General features: G+C 69.4%; 19 protein-coding genes and 1 pseudogene. 6 read left to right on the forward strand and 14 right to left on the reverse strand.

Annotated features, from left to right (window positions below):
• Nucleotides 1-59: 59 nt before the first annotated feature.
• From MFF01_RS00975 to MFF01_RS01000, 6 genes are all read right to left on the reverse strand, one after another.
• Entirely contained in the window at nt 60-218 is a 159-nt protein-coding gene (locus MFF01_RS00975; protein WP_238221245.1) for a hypothetical protein, read from the reverse strand.
• Between the two features lie 118 nt (nt 219-336).
• Nucleotides 337-660, reverse strand: coding sequence for a hypothetical protein (locus MFF01_RS00980; protein ID WP_238221246.1), 324 nt, complete (start codon nt 658-660; stop codon nt 337-339).
• Nucleotides 657-821 carry a hypothetical protein gene (locus MFF01_RS00985; protein ID WP_238221247.1) on the reverse strand — a complete coding sequence of 55 codons (165 nt, stop codon included), beginning with the start codon at nt 819-821 and terminating at the stop codon, nt 657-659. The genes MFF01_RS00980 and MFF01_RS00985 overlap by 4 nt, the downstream gene beginning before the upstream one ends.
• Nucleotides 822-1,120: 299 nt before the next feature.
• Complete coding sequence (crcB, locus tag MFF01_RS00990; RefSeq protein ID WP_283207150.1) at nt 1,121-1,489, reverse strand: fluoride efflux transporter CrcB; 369 nt, start codon at nt 1,487-1,489, stop codon at nt 1,121-1,123.
• Nucleotides 1,490-1,514: 25 nt separating this feature from the next.
• Nucleotides 1,515-2,657: a complex I NDUFA9 subunit family protein gene (locus MFF01_RS00995; protein WP_238221248.1), complete on the reverse strand. Its 1,143-nt coding sequence runs from the start codon at nt 2,655-2,657 to the stop codon at nt 1,515-1,517.
• 191 nt (nt 2,658-2,848) lie between these two features.
• Nucleotides 2,849-3,565: a sulfate transporter family protein gene (locus MFF01_RS01000; RefSeq protein WP_238221249.1), complete on the reverse strand. Its 717-nt coding sequence runs from the start codon at nt 3,563-3,565 to the stop codon at nt 2,849-2,851.
• Between the two features lie 207 nt (nt 3,566-3,772).
• Here MFF01_RS01000 and MFF01_RS01005 point away from each other — a divergent pair, with 207 nt between their 5' ends.
• Both MFF01_RS01005 and MFF01_RS01010 read left to right on the forward strand, forming a co-directional pair.
• Nucleotides 3,773-4,741, forward strand: a complete 969-nt coding sequence (locus tag MFF01_RS01005) for a Kelch repeat-containing protein (RefSeq protein ID WP_238221250.1) — start codon at nt 3,773-3,775, stop codon at nt 4,739-4,741.
• A 70-nt stretch (nt 4,742-4,811) separates the two neighbouring features.
• On the forward strand, nt 4,812-6,137 hold the full coding sequence (locus tag MFF01_RS01010) for a flavin monoamine oxidase family protein (protein ID WP_238221251.1): 1,326 nt from the start codon (nt 4,812-4,814) through the stop codon (nt 6,135-6,137).
• 73 nt (nt 6,138-6,210) lie between these two features.
• Here the strand turns inward: MFF01_RS01010 and MFF01_RS22135 are convergent.
• A pseudogene (locus MFF01_RS22135) lies at nt 6,211-6,393 on the reverse strand (DUF6894 family protein); the annotation flags it as partial.
• Between the two features lie 233 nt (nt 6,394-6,626).
• On the reverse strand, nt 6,627-9,068 hold the full coding sequence (locus MFF01_RS01015) for a putative bifunctional diguanylate cyclase/phosphodiesterase (protein ID WP_238221252.1): 2,442 nt from the start codon (nt 9,066-9,068) through the stop codon (nt 6,627-6,629).
• A 428-nt stretch (nt 9,069-9,496) separates the two neighbouring features.
• On the opposite strand from MFF01_RS01015, the gene MFF01_RS01020 reads away from it, so the two are divergent.
• From MFF01_RS01020 to MFF01_RS01035, 4 genes are all read left to right on the forward strand, one after another.
• On the forward strand, nt 9,497-10,528 hold the full coding sequence (locus MFF01_RS01020; RefSeq protein ID WP_238221253.1) for a sulfate ABC transporter substrate-binding protein: 1,032 nt from the start codon (nt 9,497-9,499) through the stop codon (nt 10,526-10,528).
• A 161-nt stretch (nt 10,529-10,689) separates the two neighbouring features.
• A complete protein-coding gene (cysT, locus tag MFF01_RS01025; protein ID WP_238221254.1) occupies nt 10,690-11,544 on the forward strand; it encodes a sulfate ABC transporter permease subunit CysT in 855 nt (284 codons plus the stop codon).
• Nucleotides 11,537-12,412 (forward strand): sulfate ABC transporter permease subunit CysW, encoded by an 876-nt coding sequence (gene cysW, locus MFF01_RS01030; RefSeq protein ID WP_238221255.1) that lies wholly within the window; start codon nt 11,537-11,539, stop codon nt 12,410-12,412. Before cysT ends, cysW begins: the two co-directional genes overlap by 8 nt.
• 4 nt (nt 12,413-12,416) lie before the next feature.
• Nucleotides 12,417-13,463 carry a sulfate/molybdate ABC transporter ATP-binding protein gene (locus MFF01_RS01035; RefSeq protein ID WP_238221256.1) on the forward strand — a complete coding sequence of 349 codons (1,047 nt, stop codon included), beginning with the start codon at nt 12,417-12,419 and terminating at the stop codon, nt 13,461-13,463.
• Between the two features lie 255 nt (nt 13,464-13,718).
• On the opposite strand, the gene MFF01_RS01040 is transcribed toward MFF01_RS01035, so the two are convergent.
• The 6 genes from MFF01_RS01040 to msuE form a co-directional block, all read right to left on the reverse strand.
• Complete coding sequence (locus tag MFF01_RS01040) at nt 13,719-14,651, reverse strand: sulfonate ABC transporter substrate-binding protein (RefSeq protein ID WP_238221257.1); 933 nt, start codon at nt 14,649-14,651, stop codon at nt 13,719-13,721.
• A 285-nt stretch (nt 14,652-14,936) separates the two neighbouring features.
• A complete protein-coding gene (gene ssuD, locus MFF01_RS01045) occupies nt 14,937-16,100 on the reverse strand; it encodes an FMNH2-dependent alkanesulfonate monooxygenase (RefSeq protein WP_238221258.1) in 1,164 nt (387 codons plus the stop codon).
• Nucleotides 16,101-16,130: 30 nt separating this feature from the next.
• Entirely contained in the window at nt 16,131-16,988 is an 858-nt protein-coding gene (locus MFF01_RS01050) for an ATP-binding cassette domain-containing protein (RefSeq protein WP_238221259.1), read from the reverse strand.
• A 44-nt stretch (nt 16,989-17,032) separates the two neighbouring features.
• Nucleotides 17,033-17,818, reverse strand: coding sequence for an aliphatic sulfonate ABC transporter permease SsuC (gene ssuC, locus MFF01_RS01055; protein WP_238221260.1), 786 nt, complete (start codon nt 17,816-17,818; stop codon nt 17,033-17,035).
• Nucleotides 17,819-17,822: 4 nt separating this feature from the next.
• Nucleotides 17,823-18,773, reverse strand: a complete 951-nt coding sequence (locus MFF01_RS01060) for an aliphatic sulfonate ABC transporter substrate-binding protein (RefSeq protein ID WP_238221261.1) — start codon at nt 18,771-18,773, stop codon at nt 17,823-17,825.
• A complete protein-coding gene (gene msuE / locus MFF01_RS01065) occupies nt 18,770-19,351 on the reverse strand; it encodes an FMN reductase (RefSeq protein ID WP_238221262.1) in 582 nt (193 codons plus the stop codon). The genes MFF01_RS01060 and msuE overlap by 4 nt, the downstream gene beginning before the upstream one ends.
• Between the last annotated feature and the right edge of the window lie 24 nt (nt 19,352-19,375).

The following is a 19,375-nucleotide window of genomic DNA, read 5'->3' on the forward strand; positions in this document are numbered from 1 at the left end:
GATTTTGGTCCAGGGATGGCGGAAATGTGATGGCTGACCGACGCGGGGCGGCGGCCGGATCAGCGATCCGCCGTCACGATGATCATCGGCAGGGTGACGGCGAACGGCACCTCGCTCGCAGGTGGTTTCGGCAAAGCCGGGAACAGGATAGCGCCGAGACCGAGGAGGAAACCGAGACCCAGCAGGGATGTCTCGATACCGCGATAGAACCCGTCCATGCCAAGTCTCCACACCTTCGGTGGAGACCATGATCCGCCTCATGTCTTGACGAAATCGTTAAGCGTTCCCCGTCACGCCGCCCGTGCGGTCCGGCATGGCGGGGCCGCCACCCAACGGTCAGGCGGAGCCGGCGGCCGGCATGCGGAAGAGGTCAGGCGCCGGCGGGTGGAGCAGGGCGGCGGCGAGGTTCGCTTCGAGGACGATGAGATCGCAATCGGGGTCCGGCTCCCAGCCGCAGCCGCAACCGCCGGGCCCCTCATGCGCCTGCGCCACCTGTCGGTAGAGGGCACCGAGGGTCCGGGCGGCCACTTCGAGGGCCTGCATCGCCGGCAGGGGCGCGCGGTTGAGGCTGTGCCAGAAGGCCCGGCGCAGGGCCTCGTTCAGGGCGTCCTCGGCCGAGGCCACCTCGGTGCAGGCATGGAGCGCGGGGCGGGCGTTCATACGGCCGCCCTCCGGCGGTGCCGAGACGGAACGGGCTCCGGAGCGGTGGCGACGAAGTCGAGAAAGTCCGTGAGGCGATGCAGCCGCAGGTCGACGCAGGAGCCATCCCACCACGTGAGCTGCGCGTAACCCCGGACCCAGTCCAGTGCGCGTTCCATCATCGTCGCCTCCTTGCGCGTCGCCGAATCGACGAAGACAGCAATGCGATGCAACAAAATGAATTTCAACCGTATTGGAAAAGATTGGAATGCGTATAAATTGATCCTTTATCCATCGAATCGACAGGCTGGATTTGGATCAGTTCCAAGTTCTTCGTGAAATCCGAACGCGCTCCTCAACTTGCGCGGACGTGAACCGCCCGCGCGTCGGCAGGATCGCGCCGCGGGGTGGATCGAAGAAAAAATCGGCGGCCGCAGAGCATCGTCCCGAAAGCCGAAGGCCACCTTTCGGGGCGATGCTTTCAGAGGAGGGTGCGCATCGCCATGAGACCGAGGAGGAGGCCGCCGAGACCGAGGCCGACGGAGCCGAGGATGTAGGCCAGGGCCGCTCCGGTCTCGCCGCGCTCCAGCAGGACGATCCCGTCGAGGGCGTAGGTCGAGAAGGTGGTGAAGCCGCCGAGCACGCCGGTGGCGAGGAACAGGCGCAGGGGCTGGCTGCCGCTGCGCATGGCGTACCAGCCCACCAGCACCCCCATGAGGGTCGAGCCCACGATGTTGATGGCCATCGTGCCGAACGGGAAGCCCGATCCGAGCCGAACGGCGGCGAGGCCGACGCCGTGACGGGCCATGCCCCCGAGCCCCGAGCCGACGAAGACGAGCAGAAAACCCAGGGCGACGGTCACGCGACAGGCCCCTTCACCCGCGCGTGCCCCAGCGGGTACCCATCCGGCTCGGCTGGCTGGCATCGGGGCCCAGAGCCGGGCCGCTCGGCTTCACCGGCGCATGGGGCACCGGGCTCAGGGTTTCGGGCACCTCGGACTCCGCCGCGACGCGGGGCTTGGCGAACTGGCCGGCCGTGCGGAAGCGCCAGAGATAACCTGGCACCACGGCTTCCATGGTGGTGGGCTGCAGGCCGATCCCCTCCAGGGTGCATCCCTCCGCCTTGGCGGCCTCGGAGACGACGTTGTCGGACTGGAGCAGCGTGACCTGGTCGCGGGTGAGCTTGAGGGCGTCCGGCAGGAGGCCGAGGGACAGGGTGTCGACGATCTCCAGGGCCCGGGCCTGGAGGCGTGCGAGGGGCAGGGGAAGATCGAGAACCTTGCGGCGGCGCATGATGACCGTGAGCATGTAGCGCACGATGGCCTCGAGGGTGGCGACCTCCGGTCCGCCGAGTTCGTAGATCCGGCCAGCCGGGACGCGGCCCTCGACCGCGCGGGTCACCGCCTCGGCGACGTCGCCGACATAGACCGGCTGGAACCGGCTCTGGGCGCCGGCGAGCGGCAGCACCGGCAGGGCGCGGGCCAGGGCGGCGAAGCGGTTGAAGAAGCTGTCGCCGGGGCCGAACACGAGGGAGGGACGCAGGATCACGTGATCCCCGCCGGCCTCGCGGACCCGGGCCTCGCCGAGGGCCTTGGTGCGGGCATAGACCGAGGGCGACCCCGCATCCGCCCCGATGGCCGAGACGTGGACGAGGGGCGCGCCGATGGCGGCGGCCGCGCGGGCGATCTCGCCGGCGCCCTCGGCCTGGATCCGGGAGAAGCTCTGGCGTCCGGTCTCCTGCAGGATGCCGACGAGGTTCACCACCACGTCGGAGCCCTGGACCGCCGCCGCGATGGACTCGGGGTAACGCAGGTTCGCCTGGACGGCGACGATCTGGCCGACCTTGCCGAGCGGCTGGAGGAACAGGGCGAGGTCGGGCCGGCGCACGGCGACCCGGACGCGGTAGCCGCGCTTGGCCAGCGCCCGGACCACGTGGCGGCCGAGGAAGCCGGAGCCGCCGAACACCGTGACGAGCTGGGCGTCGGGGCGGGTGAGGGGAAGGGTCTCGAAGCCGGTCATCGCTCTCAAACGTCTCGCGAACAGCATCCCCGGTGCGCCCGGCCGTCCCCCGAGGGGAGGTTGGGTTCGCGCCGGTGCTTGACGGGTGCCGAAACCGGCGGGCTTCGACGTAGGCGTATCTAGAACAGTTCCGGCCCGTGGGGGAGACGTGGGCGCATGAAAAGCGCTCCGCTGTCAGGCGACCGGTCCGATCAGCGCAGGCGCGCCGGGGCCTCGGGCGGGGCTACGAGCGTGCGCCGGCTCAGGCCCTTGTGGACGTGGACCATGAGGGCGATGCCGAAGAGCGGCGTGAGCAGGTTGAGCACCGGCACCACCATGAGGCCGGCCAACAGGGCGCCGGCCGATAGCGTGGTCAGGCCGAAATGGCGGCGCATGGCGCCCGCCTCGTCGAGGGGCCGGAAGCGCCCGGCGGCCAGTTCGAAATACTCGCGCGACAGCAGGTAGGCGTTGGCGCCGAAGAAGGCGACGAGGTTCACGCCCGGCACGAAGAACAGGATCAGGGCGACGAGGTTCACGAGGAGGGCGAGGCCGGCGAAGCGCACGGCGTAAAGCATCGCCCGGCCGAGCGGCAGGGCGGTGCCCGGGGGATCGTTCGGAAAATCCGTACGCTCGACGATGGCGGCGGCATCGTCGAGGAAGAAGCCCGCCACCAGGATCGAAATGGCCGGCATCACGTAGGCGAGGCCGACGAACAGGCCCGCGCCCGCGAAGAACACCGCCAGGGTGTCGAGGAAGGGATAGTCCACCGAGAGGTGATGCTGGGACAGGAACCAGTTGATCGCCCGGGTGAGCACGGCCCAGACCACCACGAGGAGGCCCACCGTGAGCCCGAGGGACTTCCACAGGATCGCCCGGAGGGGGGCTGAGAAGACCTGTCGGATAGCAGCGAAGGCGGCCTTGAACAGCATGACCGTTGCGAATCCCGTGGTCGGATCGGATGATCGCGCGCGCCCCCGCCGCCCGTTCGTCCGAGGTTTTGGCGGCAGGCGCGGGCGGACGCAAGGCCCTCCTGCACCCAAGGGTATTCCCGTGGCGGTCCGTTTCGCCGCGCGGCTCGGCGCAGCCTTTGGCCGCCCGGACCGTTGGCGACGGAACGTCCCACCGGAGCGAATGCCATGCGGTTTCGGATCCTCCTCCCGGCGATGGCTGCCCTGGCGGCGATCCCGTGCGGCGTCATCGTGTCTTCGGGGGCCGCCCACGACATCGGCGGCGCGGGACGCTGGACCAAGGCCGCGCCGGCCCCCGCACCGCGCTCGGAGGTAGCCGTCGCCGAGATGGCGGGCCGGGCCTACGTGATTGGCGATTACAACGGTGCCACCGGGCTCCTGATCCATGATCCGGCCACGGGCGCGTGGCGGACGGGGGCCGCCTTCCCCACGCCGATCCACCACGCCATGGCGGCGGGGTTCGGGAACACCCTCTACGTCTTCGGCGGCTACGGCCCCGGTTGGCAGGCGAGCGACCGGGTGTGGGCCTACGATCCGAAGGCCGATGCCTGGCAGCCACGGGCGCCGATGCCGACGGTGCGGGCGGCGGGCGGGGCGGCGGTGATCAGGGAGCGCATCCACGTGGTCGGCGGCAGCGTCTCGGGGGGCGCCAATACGTCCGGCCACGCCGTCTACGATCCGGCGCGGGACCGGTGGAGCACGGCCGCCCCCCTGCCGACCCGGCGCGACCATCTCGCGGTCCAAGCCGTGGACGGACAGCTCCTCGCCATCGGCGGCCGGGTCGACGGCGATCCGGGGCGCAACCTCGCGGTCACCGAACGCTACGATCCCGTCACCGACGCCTGGCGGACGGGTGCCCCGATGCCGACGGCCCGGAGCGGATCCGCCTCGGCGGTCCTCGGCGGCCGGGTGTTCGTCATGGGCGGCGAATCCGGCACCCGCACCTTCGGCGCCGTCGAGGCGTACGATCCCGCCCGGGATGCCTGGACCACACACGCGCCGCTGCCGACGCCACGCCACGGCTTCGGCGCCATCGTGTGGGACGGGCGCATCCACACCCTCGTGGGCAGCCCGACGCCGGGGGGCGACCGCTCCGGCCTCGTCGAGGTGTTCGATCCGGACAGGGCGGTCCGCTGAGAAACTTTCCCCCTTGCGGCCGCTCCGGTCTTTGTTAGGCCGACCCACCGCCCGAGCCCCGGATTCCAGCATGCGCACGACGCGACCCGAGCACGACCGCCTGCCGCCCAGCATCGCGCCGCGCCTCGGACCCCTGCCGGCCGAGCCGGAGGTGATCGTCATCGGGGCGGGGGCGGCCGGGATTGCGGCGGCGCGCGAACTGCATCAGGCCGGGATCGCCGTCGCCGTGCTGGAGGCACGGGGCCGCGTCGGAGGCCGGGTGGCGACGGCGACCTTGCGCGGCCACCCCGTCGATCTCGGCGCCCATTGGCTTCATGCCGGCCCGATCAATCCCCTGGTCCGCCTCGGCGAGGCCCGCGGCGAGCCCCTGCGGATCGCCGCGCAGGAAGGCCATGTCCGGGTCGGGCGTCGCCCCGGCCGGCCGGCCGAGGCCGCCGCCCTCGCCCGGGCCTTCACGGCGGCGGATCGGGCCATGAGCGATGGCGCCGCGCGGGGCGGCCCGGACCGGCCCGCCGCCAGCGCCGTTCCGCCGGGGCTCGGCCCCTTCGGCCGCCGGGTGGAACGGGTCCACGGCCTCGTCTCGGGCCGGCCCCTGGACGAGGTCTCCCTGCAGGACTTCCCGAGCATGGAGTACGGCGACAACCGCTTCATCGCCGGGGGCTACGGCGGCTACCTCGCCCGCCTCGCGCAGGGCCTGCCCATCGCCCTCAACGATCCGGTGACGGGGATCGACTGGACCGGCCAAAGCGTCCGTGTCGCCCGCGCTGCCGGCCCGGCCCTCACGGCGAAGGCCGTGATCGTGACGATCCCCACCATGGTCCTGCGGCGTGCCGCCCTGTTCACCCCGGTGCTTCCACCCGCCATCGCCGCCGCCATCGCGGGATTCACCACCGGTGTCTACGAACACGCGGTGCTCCACTGGCCCTCCTGCCCGTTCCGGGGAGCCGACCGCCTCGCCACCCTTGTCGGCGGGCAACACCCCGTCCCGGGGCTCCTCACCCGCATCGACGGCACGCCATTCCACTACTTTGAGCTCGACGCCCCGATGGCGATGGCCCTCGACGCGCGGCGGGCCGGCCCCGACGGGGTCCGGCGCCTCGTCCGGCGGGCACTGGTGCAGCATTTCGGGGGACGTGCCCTCCACGACCTTTCCATCCCGATCGTCAGCGAATGGCGTCACGATCCGTGGTCGCGCGGCTCGTGGGCCGTGGTCCCACCCGGCCATACCGGCGCCCGCCAGGCCCTGCAGGCCCCCGTGGGCGAGCGGATCTGGTTCGCCGGCGAGGCCCTGTCGCGCCTGCAATGGGGGACGGCCGGAGGCGCCTACGCCGAAGGTCTGCGCGCGGCCGGAGCGGTCGCCGCCCATCTGCGAGGTCGGGGGACCGGCGGGAGCTGAGTCGAGGGGTCCGGATGGATTGTGGGACGGTTCGCAAACGCCGTCGCCCCGCCCTTCACTCCCGGTCCTGCCCTCACTCCAGGTTCAGCACATCGCGTAAGGGGAACGTCGCGCACACAACGTCGTTCTCGTCCGTGATCTCGAAAATTTGACCATTCACCTTGCCGCCCGCCCGAAGTTTCGACGCGAGAATATCGCGTGCGGCGAGGGTGGCTTCGTGAAGGGCGGCCTCGATGTCCGGCAGGACGCTTCCCTCCTCGTCTTCGAGAAGGCATCACCATCACGAATGTTCATGAAGTAGCGCGGCATGCGCATCAACGCAGTCGAGCTGTTCCCGTTGCCGTACGGGAGCGTGCATGCCGAGCGAATAGTTTTGAGATTACAGGCGAAAAGCGTTCTTCTCACGCCCGAGCGATGACCTTCGCCGGCTCAATCGTAGGCAGGTCATCCGCCGGATCCCGCCATGGGCGGCCGCGACGGGAACGGCCCTCAGGCCGCCACGTCCGTCTCCTGATCGTCGCGGAAGACCTCCGCGAACCGGCTTGGTAGCGTCGCGACGAGACCCTTGACGGCGTGGTCCGGCCGACCGGGGCTGAATAGGAAGCCCTGAATGTCGTCACACCCGCGGGCCCGGAGCATGATCGCCTGCTCGACGGTCTCGACACCCTCGGCCGTGACGGTGATGGACAGCTTGGCCGCGAGCGTCAGGATCGCCTCGATGATCGCAAGGCATTCGTGCCGCGTGCCCATGTCCTTGATGAACGAACGGTCGATCTTGATCTTATCGACGGGGAACCGGATCAGGTAGCTCAGGGACGAATACCCCGTGCCGAAATCGTCGAGGGCGATGCGGACGCCGAGGGCGCGCAATTCCCTGAAATTCGAGATGGTCGTGGCGTTCATCTCGAGGAACACCGACTCTGTGATCTCGAGTTCAAGGCGGTCGGGCGCGAGGCCGCTGGCCTCCAGGGCCTGGAACACATCGAGGACGAGGTCGGCGTTTCGGAACTGGATCGGCGAGATGTTGACGGCGATGCGGATGGATTCCGGCCACAGCGCGGCCTCCCTGCAGGCCTGATGCAACACCCATCGTCCGATCGATCCGATCAGTCCCGATGCCTCGGCGACGGGAATGAAGTCGGCCGGCGAGACCGGACCGCCGGGATCGCGGCTCCAGCGCAGCAAGGCTTCGAAGCAACGCACCTCGCCCCGTTCGAGACCAACGAGGGGCTGGTAATGAAGGCTCAGCTCTCCCTGGGCGATGGCGCGCTTGAGATCGACCTCGAGGTCGCGGCGCTTGAGCACCGAAGTCTCGAGGTCAGGAGTGAATTCCGACACTTCGCCCCGGCCCGCGGCCTTTGCGCGATACAGGGCGAGGTCCGCCCGGCCCAGCAAGGCCTCGGGCGTGTTGGCATCGTTCGGCGCGAGGGCGATGCCGACGCTGACGCCGATCTCAACCTGCACGCCATCGATCACGTAGGGCACGCTCAGCCGCTCGATCGCCGCGCGGGCCAGGGCGAGGGCATCGTCGCCATCGATGCACGGCAGCAGAATAGCGAACTCGTCACCGCCGAGGCGCGCGACGAGGCCGTTCGGTTGCACCAGCCCACTCAGCCGGTCCGCCACACGGGTCAGCAGGGCGTCGCCCAAGGCGTGCCCGAAGGTGTCGTTGACGATCTTGAAGCCGTCGAGATCGAGGTAGAGCAGGGCGCAAGGCACGCCCGTCCGCTCCGCCCGCTCGCATTCCATGGAGGCCAAGTCCTGGAAGAGGGCCCGGTTCGCGAGGCCCGTCAGGAAATCGTAGTTTGCCAGATGGGCGATCTGCGCCTCAGATTCGCGCGCGGCGGTGATATCGACACCGACCCCGCGAAAGCCGAGGAAGCGACCCGAGCCGTCGTGGAGCGGCTTGCCGCTCAGGCGCCACCACTGCACCGCCCCCGCGACGCAGACTTCCACGACGCGTTCGCGGAAGGCCTTGCGCTCGGCCACGAGGGCGACGACTTCGACCGCCCCTTCGCTCAGGACGGCGTTCGCCTTGCCGCCCTCGGCTCCGAAGGCCCGCTCGTCCCGGAACAGACTTTCGAGGGAGGCCCCGAGAAGTCGCGCCGCCGGAATCCCGGAGATCTGGACGAGCCGTTGCGACACGTTCTGAAGCCTGCCGTCCCGATCGGTCTCCCACAGCCATTCGCTGGCATTCTCGGTGAAATCGTTGAGGAGGAGGCTGATGGTTTCGCTCTGCTCCGCGAGCTGAACCCGATCGGCGATGCGCAGCGTCGAAAACCGCCCGATGCGTCGGGTGTTGGACAGGATCGACCAGACGAAAAGAGCGAGCAGGAGAGCCAGGACCTCAGAAGGATCGTCGCCACGCGACGCCAAAGCCACGAAGCAACCCGCCGCCACGGGAACGATGAACCGGCTCGCCACATGGCGGATCGGACCCAGCGCATAGGGAGTCGTCAGCAGCCCGACGCAGAGGGCAATGATGTAGTTTCTCTCATCGGCATCGGCGTGGCCATACAGCACGACCGGAAACGTTCCCCAGGCGAGACCGAGTGTCAGGACCAGTCCGCTGATCACTCTCTGCTTCGTCATCACCTGCGCCAGGGATGCCCGCGCGCGGCGCTGGAATCGCATGCCCGCGATGGAGACGAGGGCCAGCGACAGGACGACGGTGAACAGGGACAACAGATAAGCGGTCGGAGCCCTGCCCCAGAACAGGATCAGGACCATGACGGCCACGATCACCTGGACTAGGACGATGTGCATCCCGAGGTGCAGCGTCTCGTCGAGTTGGCCCACAGCGATGGCGATGCGGTTGCGGTCGGAGGCCGCCGTTCCATGCGTGGCGTCGGCGGGTCCCTCGTCGGCTTGGTCGTCCCCGGTCGTTCCACGAACGAGATTGGCCGGGAAACCTTTTGGGGGACTCAGCATTCTGGGAGTGCCGCTCGCTTGATACGTCCAGGCTGCATCAGAACGCAGCACGCACGTTAGAACCTTATCATTTGAGGGTTCGTTAATGTGCGGTCCCGATCCAGTCCGTCCTGCCTAGATGCCGGCTTTCCCGCATCGGATATTCAAGATCGACGGTCCGCCTCGGTTTAAAAATGTTCTTCTTGAAGAACGAACCGATAGAGAAGAGATCCACTCTCGATCGAGCAAATGGGAAAACAGGTTTCTCTGTCCTGACCCCCTCTTCTCGAAAGGGCGGGAAATCGGATATCTCACGACCCTGGTCTTTCCCCATGCTGGCCACCTGTCGGTTGACAACGTTCGTTATATCGAACGAAAACCGCATCGCAGGCGCGCAGAGCCGTGATCGCGCCGACGATCCTGCGCCGCCCGTTCTCGAGAGGTGACCGATGCCGAGCCCGACCTATCCGACCCGACGGAGCCTGGCCCTGTCCGCTTGCCTGGCCGCCGTCCTCGTGCTGTCCGGACCGGCCCGGGCCGACAGCGAATTGCTCAACGTGTCCTATGATCCGACGCGCGAGCTCTACAAGGACATCAACGCCGCCTTCAGTGCGGATTGGAAGGCCAAGACCGGCGAGACCGTGACCGTGCGCGCCTCCCACGGCGGCTCGGGCTCGCAGGCCCGCACGGTGATCGACGGCATTCCGGCCGATGTCGTGACCCTCGGCATCCCGTCCGACATCGACGCCATCGCCAAGCTCTCCAAGAAGATCCCGGCCGACTGGCGCACCAAGCTCCCCAACGAGGGACTGCCCTACACCTCGACGGTGGTGTTCCTCGTGCGCAAAGGCAACCCGAAGGGCGTCAAGGACTGGGGCGACCTCGTCAAGCCGGACGTCAAGGTCATCACCCCGAACCCGAAGACCTCGGCGGGCGGCCGCTGGAACTTCCTCGCCGCCTGGGGCTACGCCTACGAGAAGGACGGCAAGGACGCCGACAAGGCCAACGCCTTCGTGGGCAGCCTCTACAAGAACGTGCCCGTCCTCGACACGGGCGCGCGCGGCTCCACGGTGACCTTCGCCCAGCGGGGCCTCGGCGACGTGCTGCCGACCTGGGAGAACGAAGCCTACCTCGTGTTCGACGAGTTCGGTCGCGACAAGTTCGACGTGGTGGTGCCGCCGACCTCCATCTATGCCGAGCCGCCCGTGGCCCTGGTGGAGGGGAATGTCGATAAGAAGGGAACCCGCAAACAGGCCGAGGCTTATCTGCAGTTCCTCTATTCGGACGCCGCCCAGGCGATCTTCGCCAAGCACCATTACCGGCCGCTCAACCGCGCGGCCGCCAAGCCCGAGGACCTCGCTCAGCTGCCCGAGGTGAAGCTGTTCAAGATCGAGGATCTCCAGGGCAGCTGGGACGATATCCAGAAGAAGAATTTCGACAATGGCGGCCTGTTCGACCAGCTGAGCAAAGCCGGACGCTAAAGCATCGTCCCGAAAGGCGGCCTCCGGCTTTCGGGAAAAAGACGATGCGAAAACAGGCACTTCAGAGCATCGTCCCGAATACGGTATTCGGGACGATGCTCTAGCGGCTCGGCCCTCCCCCACGACGGGGAGGGTTCGAGGATCCATCCAGGACGGACCCCATGGAACCACCCCTGCGCCCGAGACGGCGGTTTCGCCAGCCGAGCGTCCTTCCCGGCTTCGGCCTGACGCTCGGCTACACCCTGACCTGCCTCGGGCTCATCGTGCTCCTGCCGCTCGCCGCCCTCGTGGTGCGCGCGTCGGGGCTCGGGCTCTCAGGCATCTGGGAGGTCGCCACCGATCCGCGGGTGGCCTCGGCCCTGCGCGTGAGCTTCGGCGTCTCGGCGCTCGCGGCCCTCACCGCCTCGATCTTCGGCTTCCTCATCGCCTGGGTGCTCACCCGGTACGAGTTTCCCGGCCGCAGAATCGTCGACGCGGTGGTGGATCTGCCCTTCGCTCTGCCCACCGCCGTCGCCGGCATCGCGCTGGCCTCCCTCTACGCCCCCAACGGCCTCGTCGGGGCGCAGCTCGCCAAGCTCGGCATCGAGGCCGCCTACACGCCCGTCGGCATCTACATCGCCATGGTGTTCATCGGCCTGCCCTTCGCCGTGCGGACCGTGCAGCCCCTCATCGTGGAGATCGACCGGGAGATCGAGGAGGCCTCCGCCACCCTCGGGGCGGGGCGCCTGCACACCCTGACCCGGGTGGTGCTGCCGCCCCTGATTCCAGCCGTGCTCACGGGCTTCGCCCTCGCCTTCGCCCGCGGCGTCGGCGAGTACGGCTCCATCATCTTCATCGCCGGCAACCTGCCCTACGTCTCCGAGATCGCGCCGCTCCTCATCGTGATCAAGCTCTCCGAGTTCGACTACGGCGGCGCCTGCGCCATCGCGACGATCATGCTCGGCATCTCGTTCGTCACCCTGCTCGCCATCAATCTGATCCAGGCCTGGAGCCGTCGGAGATTCGGCTATGTCTGAGATCGCAACCGAACTGCCCCGGCAGCAGCCGGCCAGCGTCGTCACGGAGGGCGGCCTCGTGCGCGGCCTCCTCATCGCCGTGGCCATCGTCTTCCTCGCCTTGTTCCTCGTGCTGCCCCTGGCGACGGTGTTCGCTCAGGCCCTCGCCAAGGGTTGGGACGCGTACATCGCCGCCTTCCACGAGCCCGACGCCCAATCGGCCATCCGCCTCACCCTGATCACGGCGGCCATCGCCGTGCCGTTCAACCTCGTCTTCGGCATCATGGCGTCCTGGGCCATCGCCAAGTTCGAGTTCACGGGCAAGAACCTCCTCGTCACCCTCATCGACCTGCCGTTCTCGGTCTCGCCCGTGGTCTCGGGCCTGATCTACGTGCTCGTGTTCGGCTCCCAGGGGCTGCTGGGCCCGTGGCTGCTGGATCACGACATCCAGATCATCTTCGCGCTTCCCGGCATCGTGCTGGCGACGATCTTCGTCACCTTCCCGTTCGTCGCCCGGCAGCTCATTCCGCTGATGCAGGAGCAGGGCACCGCCGAGGAGGAAGCCGCGTTGACCCTCGGAGCGTCGGGCTGGCACGCCTTCCGGACGGTGACGCTGCCCAACATCCGCTGGGGGCTCCTCTACAGCGTGCTCCTCTGCAACGCCCGCGCGATGGGTGAATTCGGCGCGGTCTCGGTGGTCTCGGGCCACATCCGCGGCCTGACCAACACGCTGCCGCTCCACGTGGAGATCCTCTACAATGAGTACAACTTCGTTGCCTCTTTCGCCGTCGCCTCCCTCCTTGCCGGCCTCGCTCTCGTCACCCTCGGCCTCAAGTCGCTCCTCGAATGGCGCTACGCCGGCGACATCGCGGCGTCCGGGCGGCATTGAGCCCGTGACCGGCTCCACCGCCATCCGGGTCGAGAACCTGTCGAAGACCTTCGACACGGCCGCCGTCCTGCACGACCTGTCCCTCGACGTGCGGGCGGGCGAATTGTTGGCGCTGCTCGGCCCCTCGGGTTCGGGTAAGACCACGCTGCTGCGCATCATCGCCGGCCTCGATTTTCCGGATCGCGGCCGCATCGTGTTCGGCGCCGAGGACGCGACGCGGCTTCCCGTACAGCAGCGCGCCGTCGGCTTCGTGTTCCAGCACTACGCCCTGTTCAAGCACATGAGCGTCGCCGACAACATCGCGTACGGGCTGAATGCCCGGAAGCGGTCGGAGCGCCCCGCCAAGGCCGAGATCAAGCGCCGTGTCGGCGACCTCCTCGACCTCATCAAGCTCTCGGGCTTCGCCGACCGCTATCCGAGCCAGCTTTCCGGCGGCCAGCGCCAGCGCATCGCCCTCGCCCGGGCGCTCGCCGTGGAACCCCGCGTGCTCCTGTTGGACGAGCCGTTCGGCGCCCTCGACGCGCAAGTCCGAAAAGACCTGCGCCGCTGGCTGCGCGAGATCCACGACCGCACGGGCCAAACCACGATCTTCGTCACCCACGACCAGGACGAGGCCCTCGAACTCTCCGACCGCGTCGCCGTCCTGGCCAAGGGCCGCCTCGAGCAGATCGGCTCGCCCGACGAGGTGCAGGAGGCGCCAGTCTCGGCCACCGTCCTGAAGTTCTTGGGCGACACCATCGAGGTCGAGGCCATCGCGCAGGGCGGCGAGGTCCGGGTCGACGGGCGCCTCACCCCCGTGACGGCACCCGCCGGCCTCGTCGGGCCGGTGAAGCTCTATGCCCGGCCGTGGCAGCTGCAGTTCGCGGAAAGCCACGAGGCGCACCTGCACGGCACCGTGCGCTCGTCCTACCGCAGCCAGGGCCGCCAGCGCATCGAGGTCGACCGCCCCGAGGGCAAGACCGTGGTGGTGGAGGCCTCCGACACCGCCCGCCTGCCCGCCGGCCGGCCCGTCGGCCTGCGGATTCTCGCCGGTCACGTCTTCGCCGGGTAAGGCCCCCGCTACCGGATTTTCGTCCAGCGCCCCCTACCGCCACGACCGGCGGGAGGGGGCGTTTCGCGTTTGGGGCCCAGGTCAAGAAGGGCGAGTCCCTTCTCGGGTCGGGGGCAGAGCCCCTGAGGGTCCTCGTCGGGCTCTGCCCGACACCCGCCGAAGGGATGATCCCTTCGGAAACCCACTCTGCGCGGCGCAAGCGAAAGGGCGAGGGAATGTCCCTCGCCCTTGCCGTCGTCTAATTCCTTGAGGGATTCAGGTGCCCGGCTTCCACACCGCGTCCGAGACCACCAGGGGTTTCGGCAGCAGGCCGAGGCGGTGGAAGGTGTCGGCCACCGCCTGCTGGTCGGCCACGGTGGCGGGATCGAGGGGCGTGACGCCGTAGGTGAGGCGCTTGAGGGCGACGGTGAGGATCGGCGCCGGAATGCCCACGGACGGCGCGAGTTCGGCGGCAACCGTGTCGGTGTTGTCCTTGGCCCAGGCGTCGATGGCGCCGATGGCCGCGAGCGTGGTGTCGAGGACGGCGCGGTTGGCCGGCGCCTCGGCGAAGGGCCGGCGCGAGAGGTAGAATTGGCGGTTCGGCACCAGGCCCTCGCCGGTCACGAGGGTGCGTGCACCCGTCGCCCGCTCGCCCGAGGCGAGGTAGGGGTCCCAGATCGCCCAGGCATCGACGGAGCCTCGTGAGAAGGCGGCCGCCGCGTCCGCCGGGCCGAGGAAGGCGAGCTTCACCGCATCGTAGGGCACGCCCGCCGCTTCGAGGGCCCGCACGAGGAAGTAGTGGACGTTGGAGCCCTTGTTGAGGGCGATGGTCTTGCCGCGCAGGTCGGCCACGGTGCGGATCGGGCTGTCGGCGGCCACCAGAATGGCCTCGCCCAGCGGAGCGGCCGGCTCGTGGGCGACGTAGACGAGATCGCGGCTCGCGGCCTGGGCGAAGATCGGCGGGGCTTCACCGGCCGAGCCGAAATCGATGGCCCCGGCGTTCAGCGCCTCCATGAGGGGCGGCCCCGACGGGAATTCCGACCAGGCGACACGGTAGCCAAGGGGCTTCAGCCGCTCCTCCAGCAGCCCCTTACCCTTGAGGAGCACGAGGGTGCCGTACTTCTGGTAGCCGATGCGGATCACCTTCTCGTCGGCACGGGCCTGGACGGCGGTGAGGACGAGGAGCGCGAGGGCGGCGGCGAAAAACATCCAGCCGTTAAGCGGGGAAGTTCTTCCAGAGGTAAGGGTACGGGCGGTGGTGCGTGGCATGGACAATTGTCCCCGGTTCGAGATCGATTGGGCTCGATCACCCCGGTCCCGGCAGTCGCGACGCGCTCCCTCTCCTGGAAGGAGAGGGTTGGGGTGAGGTGTGCGAACTCTCCGAAAAGGTCACACACCTCACCCTGTCCCTCTCCTTCCAGGAGAGGGGACCCGTGTCAGGCCTACGTCGGGGTCCGTAACAACCGAGCGTTCAATGATGAAAGACGATCAGCCTCAGTGCGCCGACACCTGCCGGGTCGGCACGATATCGTTGGCCATGACCTCGCCGAAGGGGCCGTCGTTGCGGGCGTTGCTCGGCGCGACGCCGGTGGTGGCGCGCAAGGGGAGCTTCGGGAACACGAGTTCGGCGAAGCGGTAGGCTTCCTCGAGGTGCGGGTAGCCGGAGAGGATGAACCGGTCGATGCCGAGGTCGATGTACTCCTTCATCCGGTCGGCGACCTGATCGGCCGAGCCGACTAGGGCGGTCCCGGCCCCGCCGCGCACGAGGCCGACGCCGGCCCAGAGATTGGGCGAGACCTCGAGCTTCGTCCGGTCGCCGCCATGCAGGGCCATCATCCGGCTCTGACCGACGGAATCCTGGCGCTTCAGGGTCGCCTGCGCCCGCGCGATGGTGGCGTCGTCGACGCGCGAGATGAGGTCGTTCGCCGCCGCCCAGGCCTCGCCCTCGGTCTCGCGGACGATGACGTGCAGGCGGATGCCGTACGAGAAGGTCTTGCCCTTGCGGTCGGCGGCCTCCCTGGCCCTGGCGATCTTCTCAGCCACGCCGGCCGGGGGCTCGCCCCACGTCAGATAAACCTCGCAATGCTCGGCCGCGACCTCGATGCCGGCGGGCGACGAGCCGCCGAAATAGAGCGGCGGATAGGGCTTCTGCACGGGCGGGAAGATCACCCGGCCTTCCTCGACCTTGAGGTGCTTGCCCTCAAAACTCACGGTCTCGCCGGCCATCAGCCCGCGCCAGATGTGCAGGAACTCGTCGGTGACGACGTAGCGTTCGTCGTGGTCGAGGAACACGCCGTCGCCGCGCAGCTCCACCGGGTCGCCGCCCGTCACCACGTTGATGAGGAGGCGCCCGTCGGAGATCCGGTCGAGGGTCGCGGCCATGCGGGCGGCGACAGCCGGCTCCTGCAGGCCGGGGCGCACGGCCACGAGGAAGCGCAGGCGCTGGGTCAGGGGGGCGAGCGCCGAGGCCACCACCCAGGAATCCTCACAGGAGCGACCCGTGGGCAGGAGCACCCCGTAATAGCCGAGCTCGTCCGCCGCTTGAGCGATCTGGCGGAGATACGGCAGGGTCACGGCCCGCGCACCCTCCGAGGCGCCGAGGTAGCGGCCGTCGCCGTGGGTGGGCAGGAACCAGAGAACGTCGGTCTGACCGGTCATGGAGAACTTTCCGAAATGAAGGGGCGCGGCTCAGGCCGGCGCGTGGGTCTTGAGGAGATGATCGAGGATGCGGCCTTCGAGGGCCGCCAGGATGGGGTCGCCGCGCCGGCGGGGGCGGGGCACCTCCACCTTCACGTCGAGGGCGACGCGCCCGTCCTCGACGACGAGGATGCGGTCGGCCATGGCGACGGCCTCGGAGACGTCGTGGGTGACCAGGAGGGCGGTGAACCCCTGCGACCGCCAGATCTCCTCGATCATCGCCTGCATGCCGATGCGGGTGAGGGCGTCGAGGGCTCCCAGGGGCTCGTCGAGGGCCAGAAGGCCGGGGCGTGAGACGAGGGCGCGGGCCAGCGCCACGCGCTGGCGCTGGCCGCCCGACAGGGTGGCGGGCCAGACCCAGGCCTTGTCGGCGAGGCCGACTTCGGAGAGAGCGCTGAGGGCGCGGGCGCGGCGCTCGGCCTTGGTGCCGGTCTCGCCCAGGCCCACGGCGACGTTGTCCGCCACATTGGCCCAAGGCAGGAGGCGCGGCTCCTGGAACATGATGCGCTTCGGGGGCGCCCGCACCGCCTCGGATTCGAGGACGACGCGGCCGGAACTCGGCTGCTCCAGGCCGAGGATGAGCCGCAGCAGGGTGCTCTTGCCGCAGCCCGAGCGGCCGACCACGGCCACGAACTGCCCGGCCGGGATGTGGAGGTCGAGGTTCTCGATCACCGTGTGGCCGTCGAAGGCCTTCGACAGGTCGCGGACGGTGACGGCGAGGCCGCCCGTGGCGGCGCTCTCCGGCTGTCGGGCGCGGGGGGGCGGTTCCTTCGCCGGCCTGTCGGCCGGCTGCCAGAGGGGCAGGGTTTCGGGCGCGGCGTCGTGGGCGCGCAGGGCGGTGGCAATCATAGCCAGATCCGTTGAAAGTCTAGGCGGGAGCGAGGCTTTCAGCCTCAGACGGTCCGGTAGGCGGGATTCCAGGCCAGGCACGTGCGCTCGAGCCAGCGGGTCAGCACGTCGGCGAGCTTGCCCAACGCCGCGTAGATCACGATGGCGAGGACCACGACGTCGACGAGCATGAACTCGCGGGCCTGCATCGCCATGTAGCCGAGCCCCGAGGAGGCCGAGATCGTCTCCGCCACGATGAGGGTGAGCCACATGATGCCCAGCGCGTAACGCAGGCCGACGAAGATCGACGGCAAGGCCCCGGGCAGCACCACCCGGGTGAACAGGCTCCACGGCGACAGGCCGTAGACCCGGCCCATCTCCACGAGCTGCGGATCGACGGAGCGGATGCCGTGCAGGGTGTTGGCGTAGACGGGGAAGAACACGCCCAGCGCCACGAGGAAGAGCTTGGCCTCCTCGCCGATGCCGAACCACAGGATCACCAGGGGGATGAGGGAGAGATGGGGCACGTTGCGCACCATTTGCACCGTGGTGTCGGTGAGCCGGTCGGAGACCCGCGACAGGCCGTTGGCGAGGCCGAGGGCAAAGCCGATGCCGCCGCCGACGGCGAAGCCCGCCAGCGCCCGCAGGGTGCTGATCCAGAGATTGGCCCAGAGTTCGCCGGTGCGGCCGAGCTGCCAGCCCGCCGCGATCACGTCGAGGGGGGCCGGCATGAACCGGGTCGAGACGAGGCCGGCGGAACTCGCCGCCTGCCAGCCGAGGACGATGCCGAGCGGCAGCAGCCAGGGGGTGAGGCGCTGGGCTGCGCCGTCGAGGATGCGGGGACGTGCCATGGGATCAACCCTTCGCCTCCGCCCACACGGCGTCGGCGACGCGGATGGGCTTCGGGATGAGACCGGCCGCGTGGAAGCGGTCGGCGATGGCCTGTTGCTCGGCCACGAGTTCGGGCGTCATCGGGCCGATGACGTAGTCCGTGCGGGCGACGGCGCGCTCGGTGGCGGCGAGCGGCACCCCGGTGCCGCGCGACAGCAGGTCCGCGACGGCGGGCCGGTTGGCCTCGCACCACGTCGCCACGCCGGACAGGGTTTCGATCACGGCCTTCACGATCTCGGGCCGGGCCTGCGCCACGGTGCGGTTGGCGAGGAAGAAGTTGTTGGGCCGGGCGATGTCCGTCGCGAGCGCCAGGACGCGCACGCCGGGACGCCCCTGTGCGATGGCGAAGTAGGGGTCCCAGATCGTCCAGGCATCGACTTGCCCGCTGGCGAAGGCGGCCGCCGCATCCGCCGGCGCCAGGGTCACGGGGACGATGTCGGCGTAGGTCAGGCCGGCTTTCGCCAGGGCCGCCAGGGTGAGGTTATGGGAACTCGACGCCTTGGCGAAGGCGACGCGCTTGCCCTTGAGATCGGCCAGGGTGCGGATGGGGGAGCCCTCCGCCACGAGGATCGCCGCCCCCGACCCGGCCGCGCCCTGGGCCGCGGCGTAGACGAGGTTGCTCCCCGCCGCCTGCGCGAAGATCGGGGGGGCGTCGCCCGTCTGGCCGAAATCGATGCTCCCGAGGTTGAGCGCCTCGAGGAGCGGCGGACCAAACGAGAACTCCGTCCAGGCCACGGCGTATCCGAGGGATTTCAGACGCGCCTCAAGGACGCCCTGCTGCTTGGCGACGACGAGGATGCCGTTCTTCTGATAGCCGATGCGGAACACCGGGTCCGCCGCGCGGGCGGACAGGGGAGCGGCGGAACCGGCCGCCGCCGCGAGGGCCGCCGTGAGGAGGGTGCGCCGGTCGATCATCGGGCGGCTCCGGCCACGGCGCGGGCGGTCTGGCGCGCGGCCGAGGCGTGGATGAGTTGGCCGGCGAGCTGCCCGGCCGCATCGGCGACACGGGCGCGCACGCCGGGTTCGGTGAGGGCACCGTCGGTGAAGTCGGCGTCGGACGCGTAGACGGCGGTGGGCAGGGCGAGCGCCCCGAAGAACCCGAACAGGGGCCGGAAGGCGTGCTCGACCACAAGGGCGTGGCGGGCACCGCCGCCCGTGGCGACGATGGCGACGGGCTTGCCCGCGAGCGCCGTCGGATCGACGAGGTCGAACAGGTGCTTGAACAGGCCCGTATAGGCGCCCTTGTAGACCGGCGAGCCGACGATGAGGGCGTCGGCCCCCTCAATGGCCTCGACGATGCGCCGGGCCGGCAGGGACAGATCCTGGCGCGACCAGGCCGCCCCAAGGGCGGCACCGGCATCGACCATGTCGAACAGCTGGATCTCGGCCTGGACCTGGGTCTCGGTCTGCGCCGCGACAGCCTCGACGAGGCTGCGTGTCTTCGAGGGGCGCTGCAGGTTCGCGCTGAAACCCACGATGCGGGGACGGGTCATGACGGTTCCGATCGGACAGCTTTT

Origin of the sequence: Methylobacterium adhaesivum, from assembly GCF_022179065.1 — a bacterium.
Taxonomy (GTDB): Bacteria; Pseudomonadota; Alphaproteobacteria; order Rhizobiales; family Beijerinckiaceae; genus Methylobacterium; species Methylobacterium adhaesivum.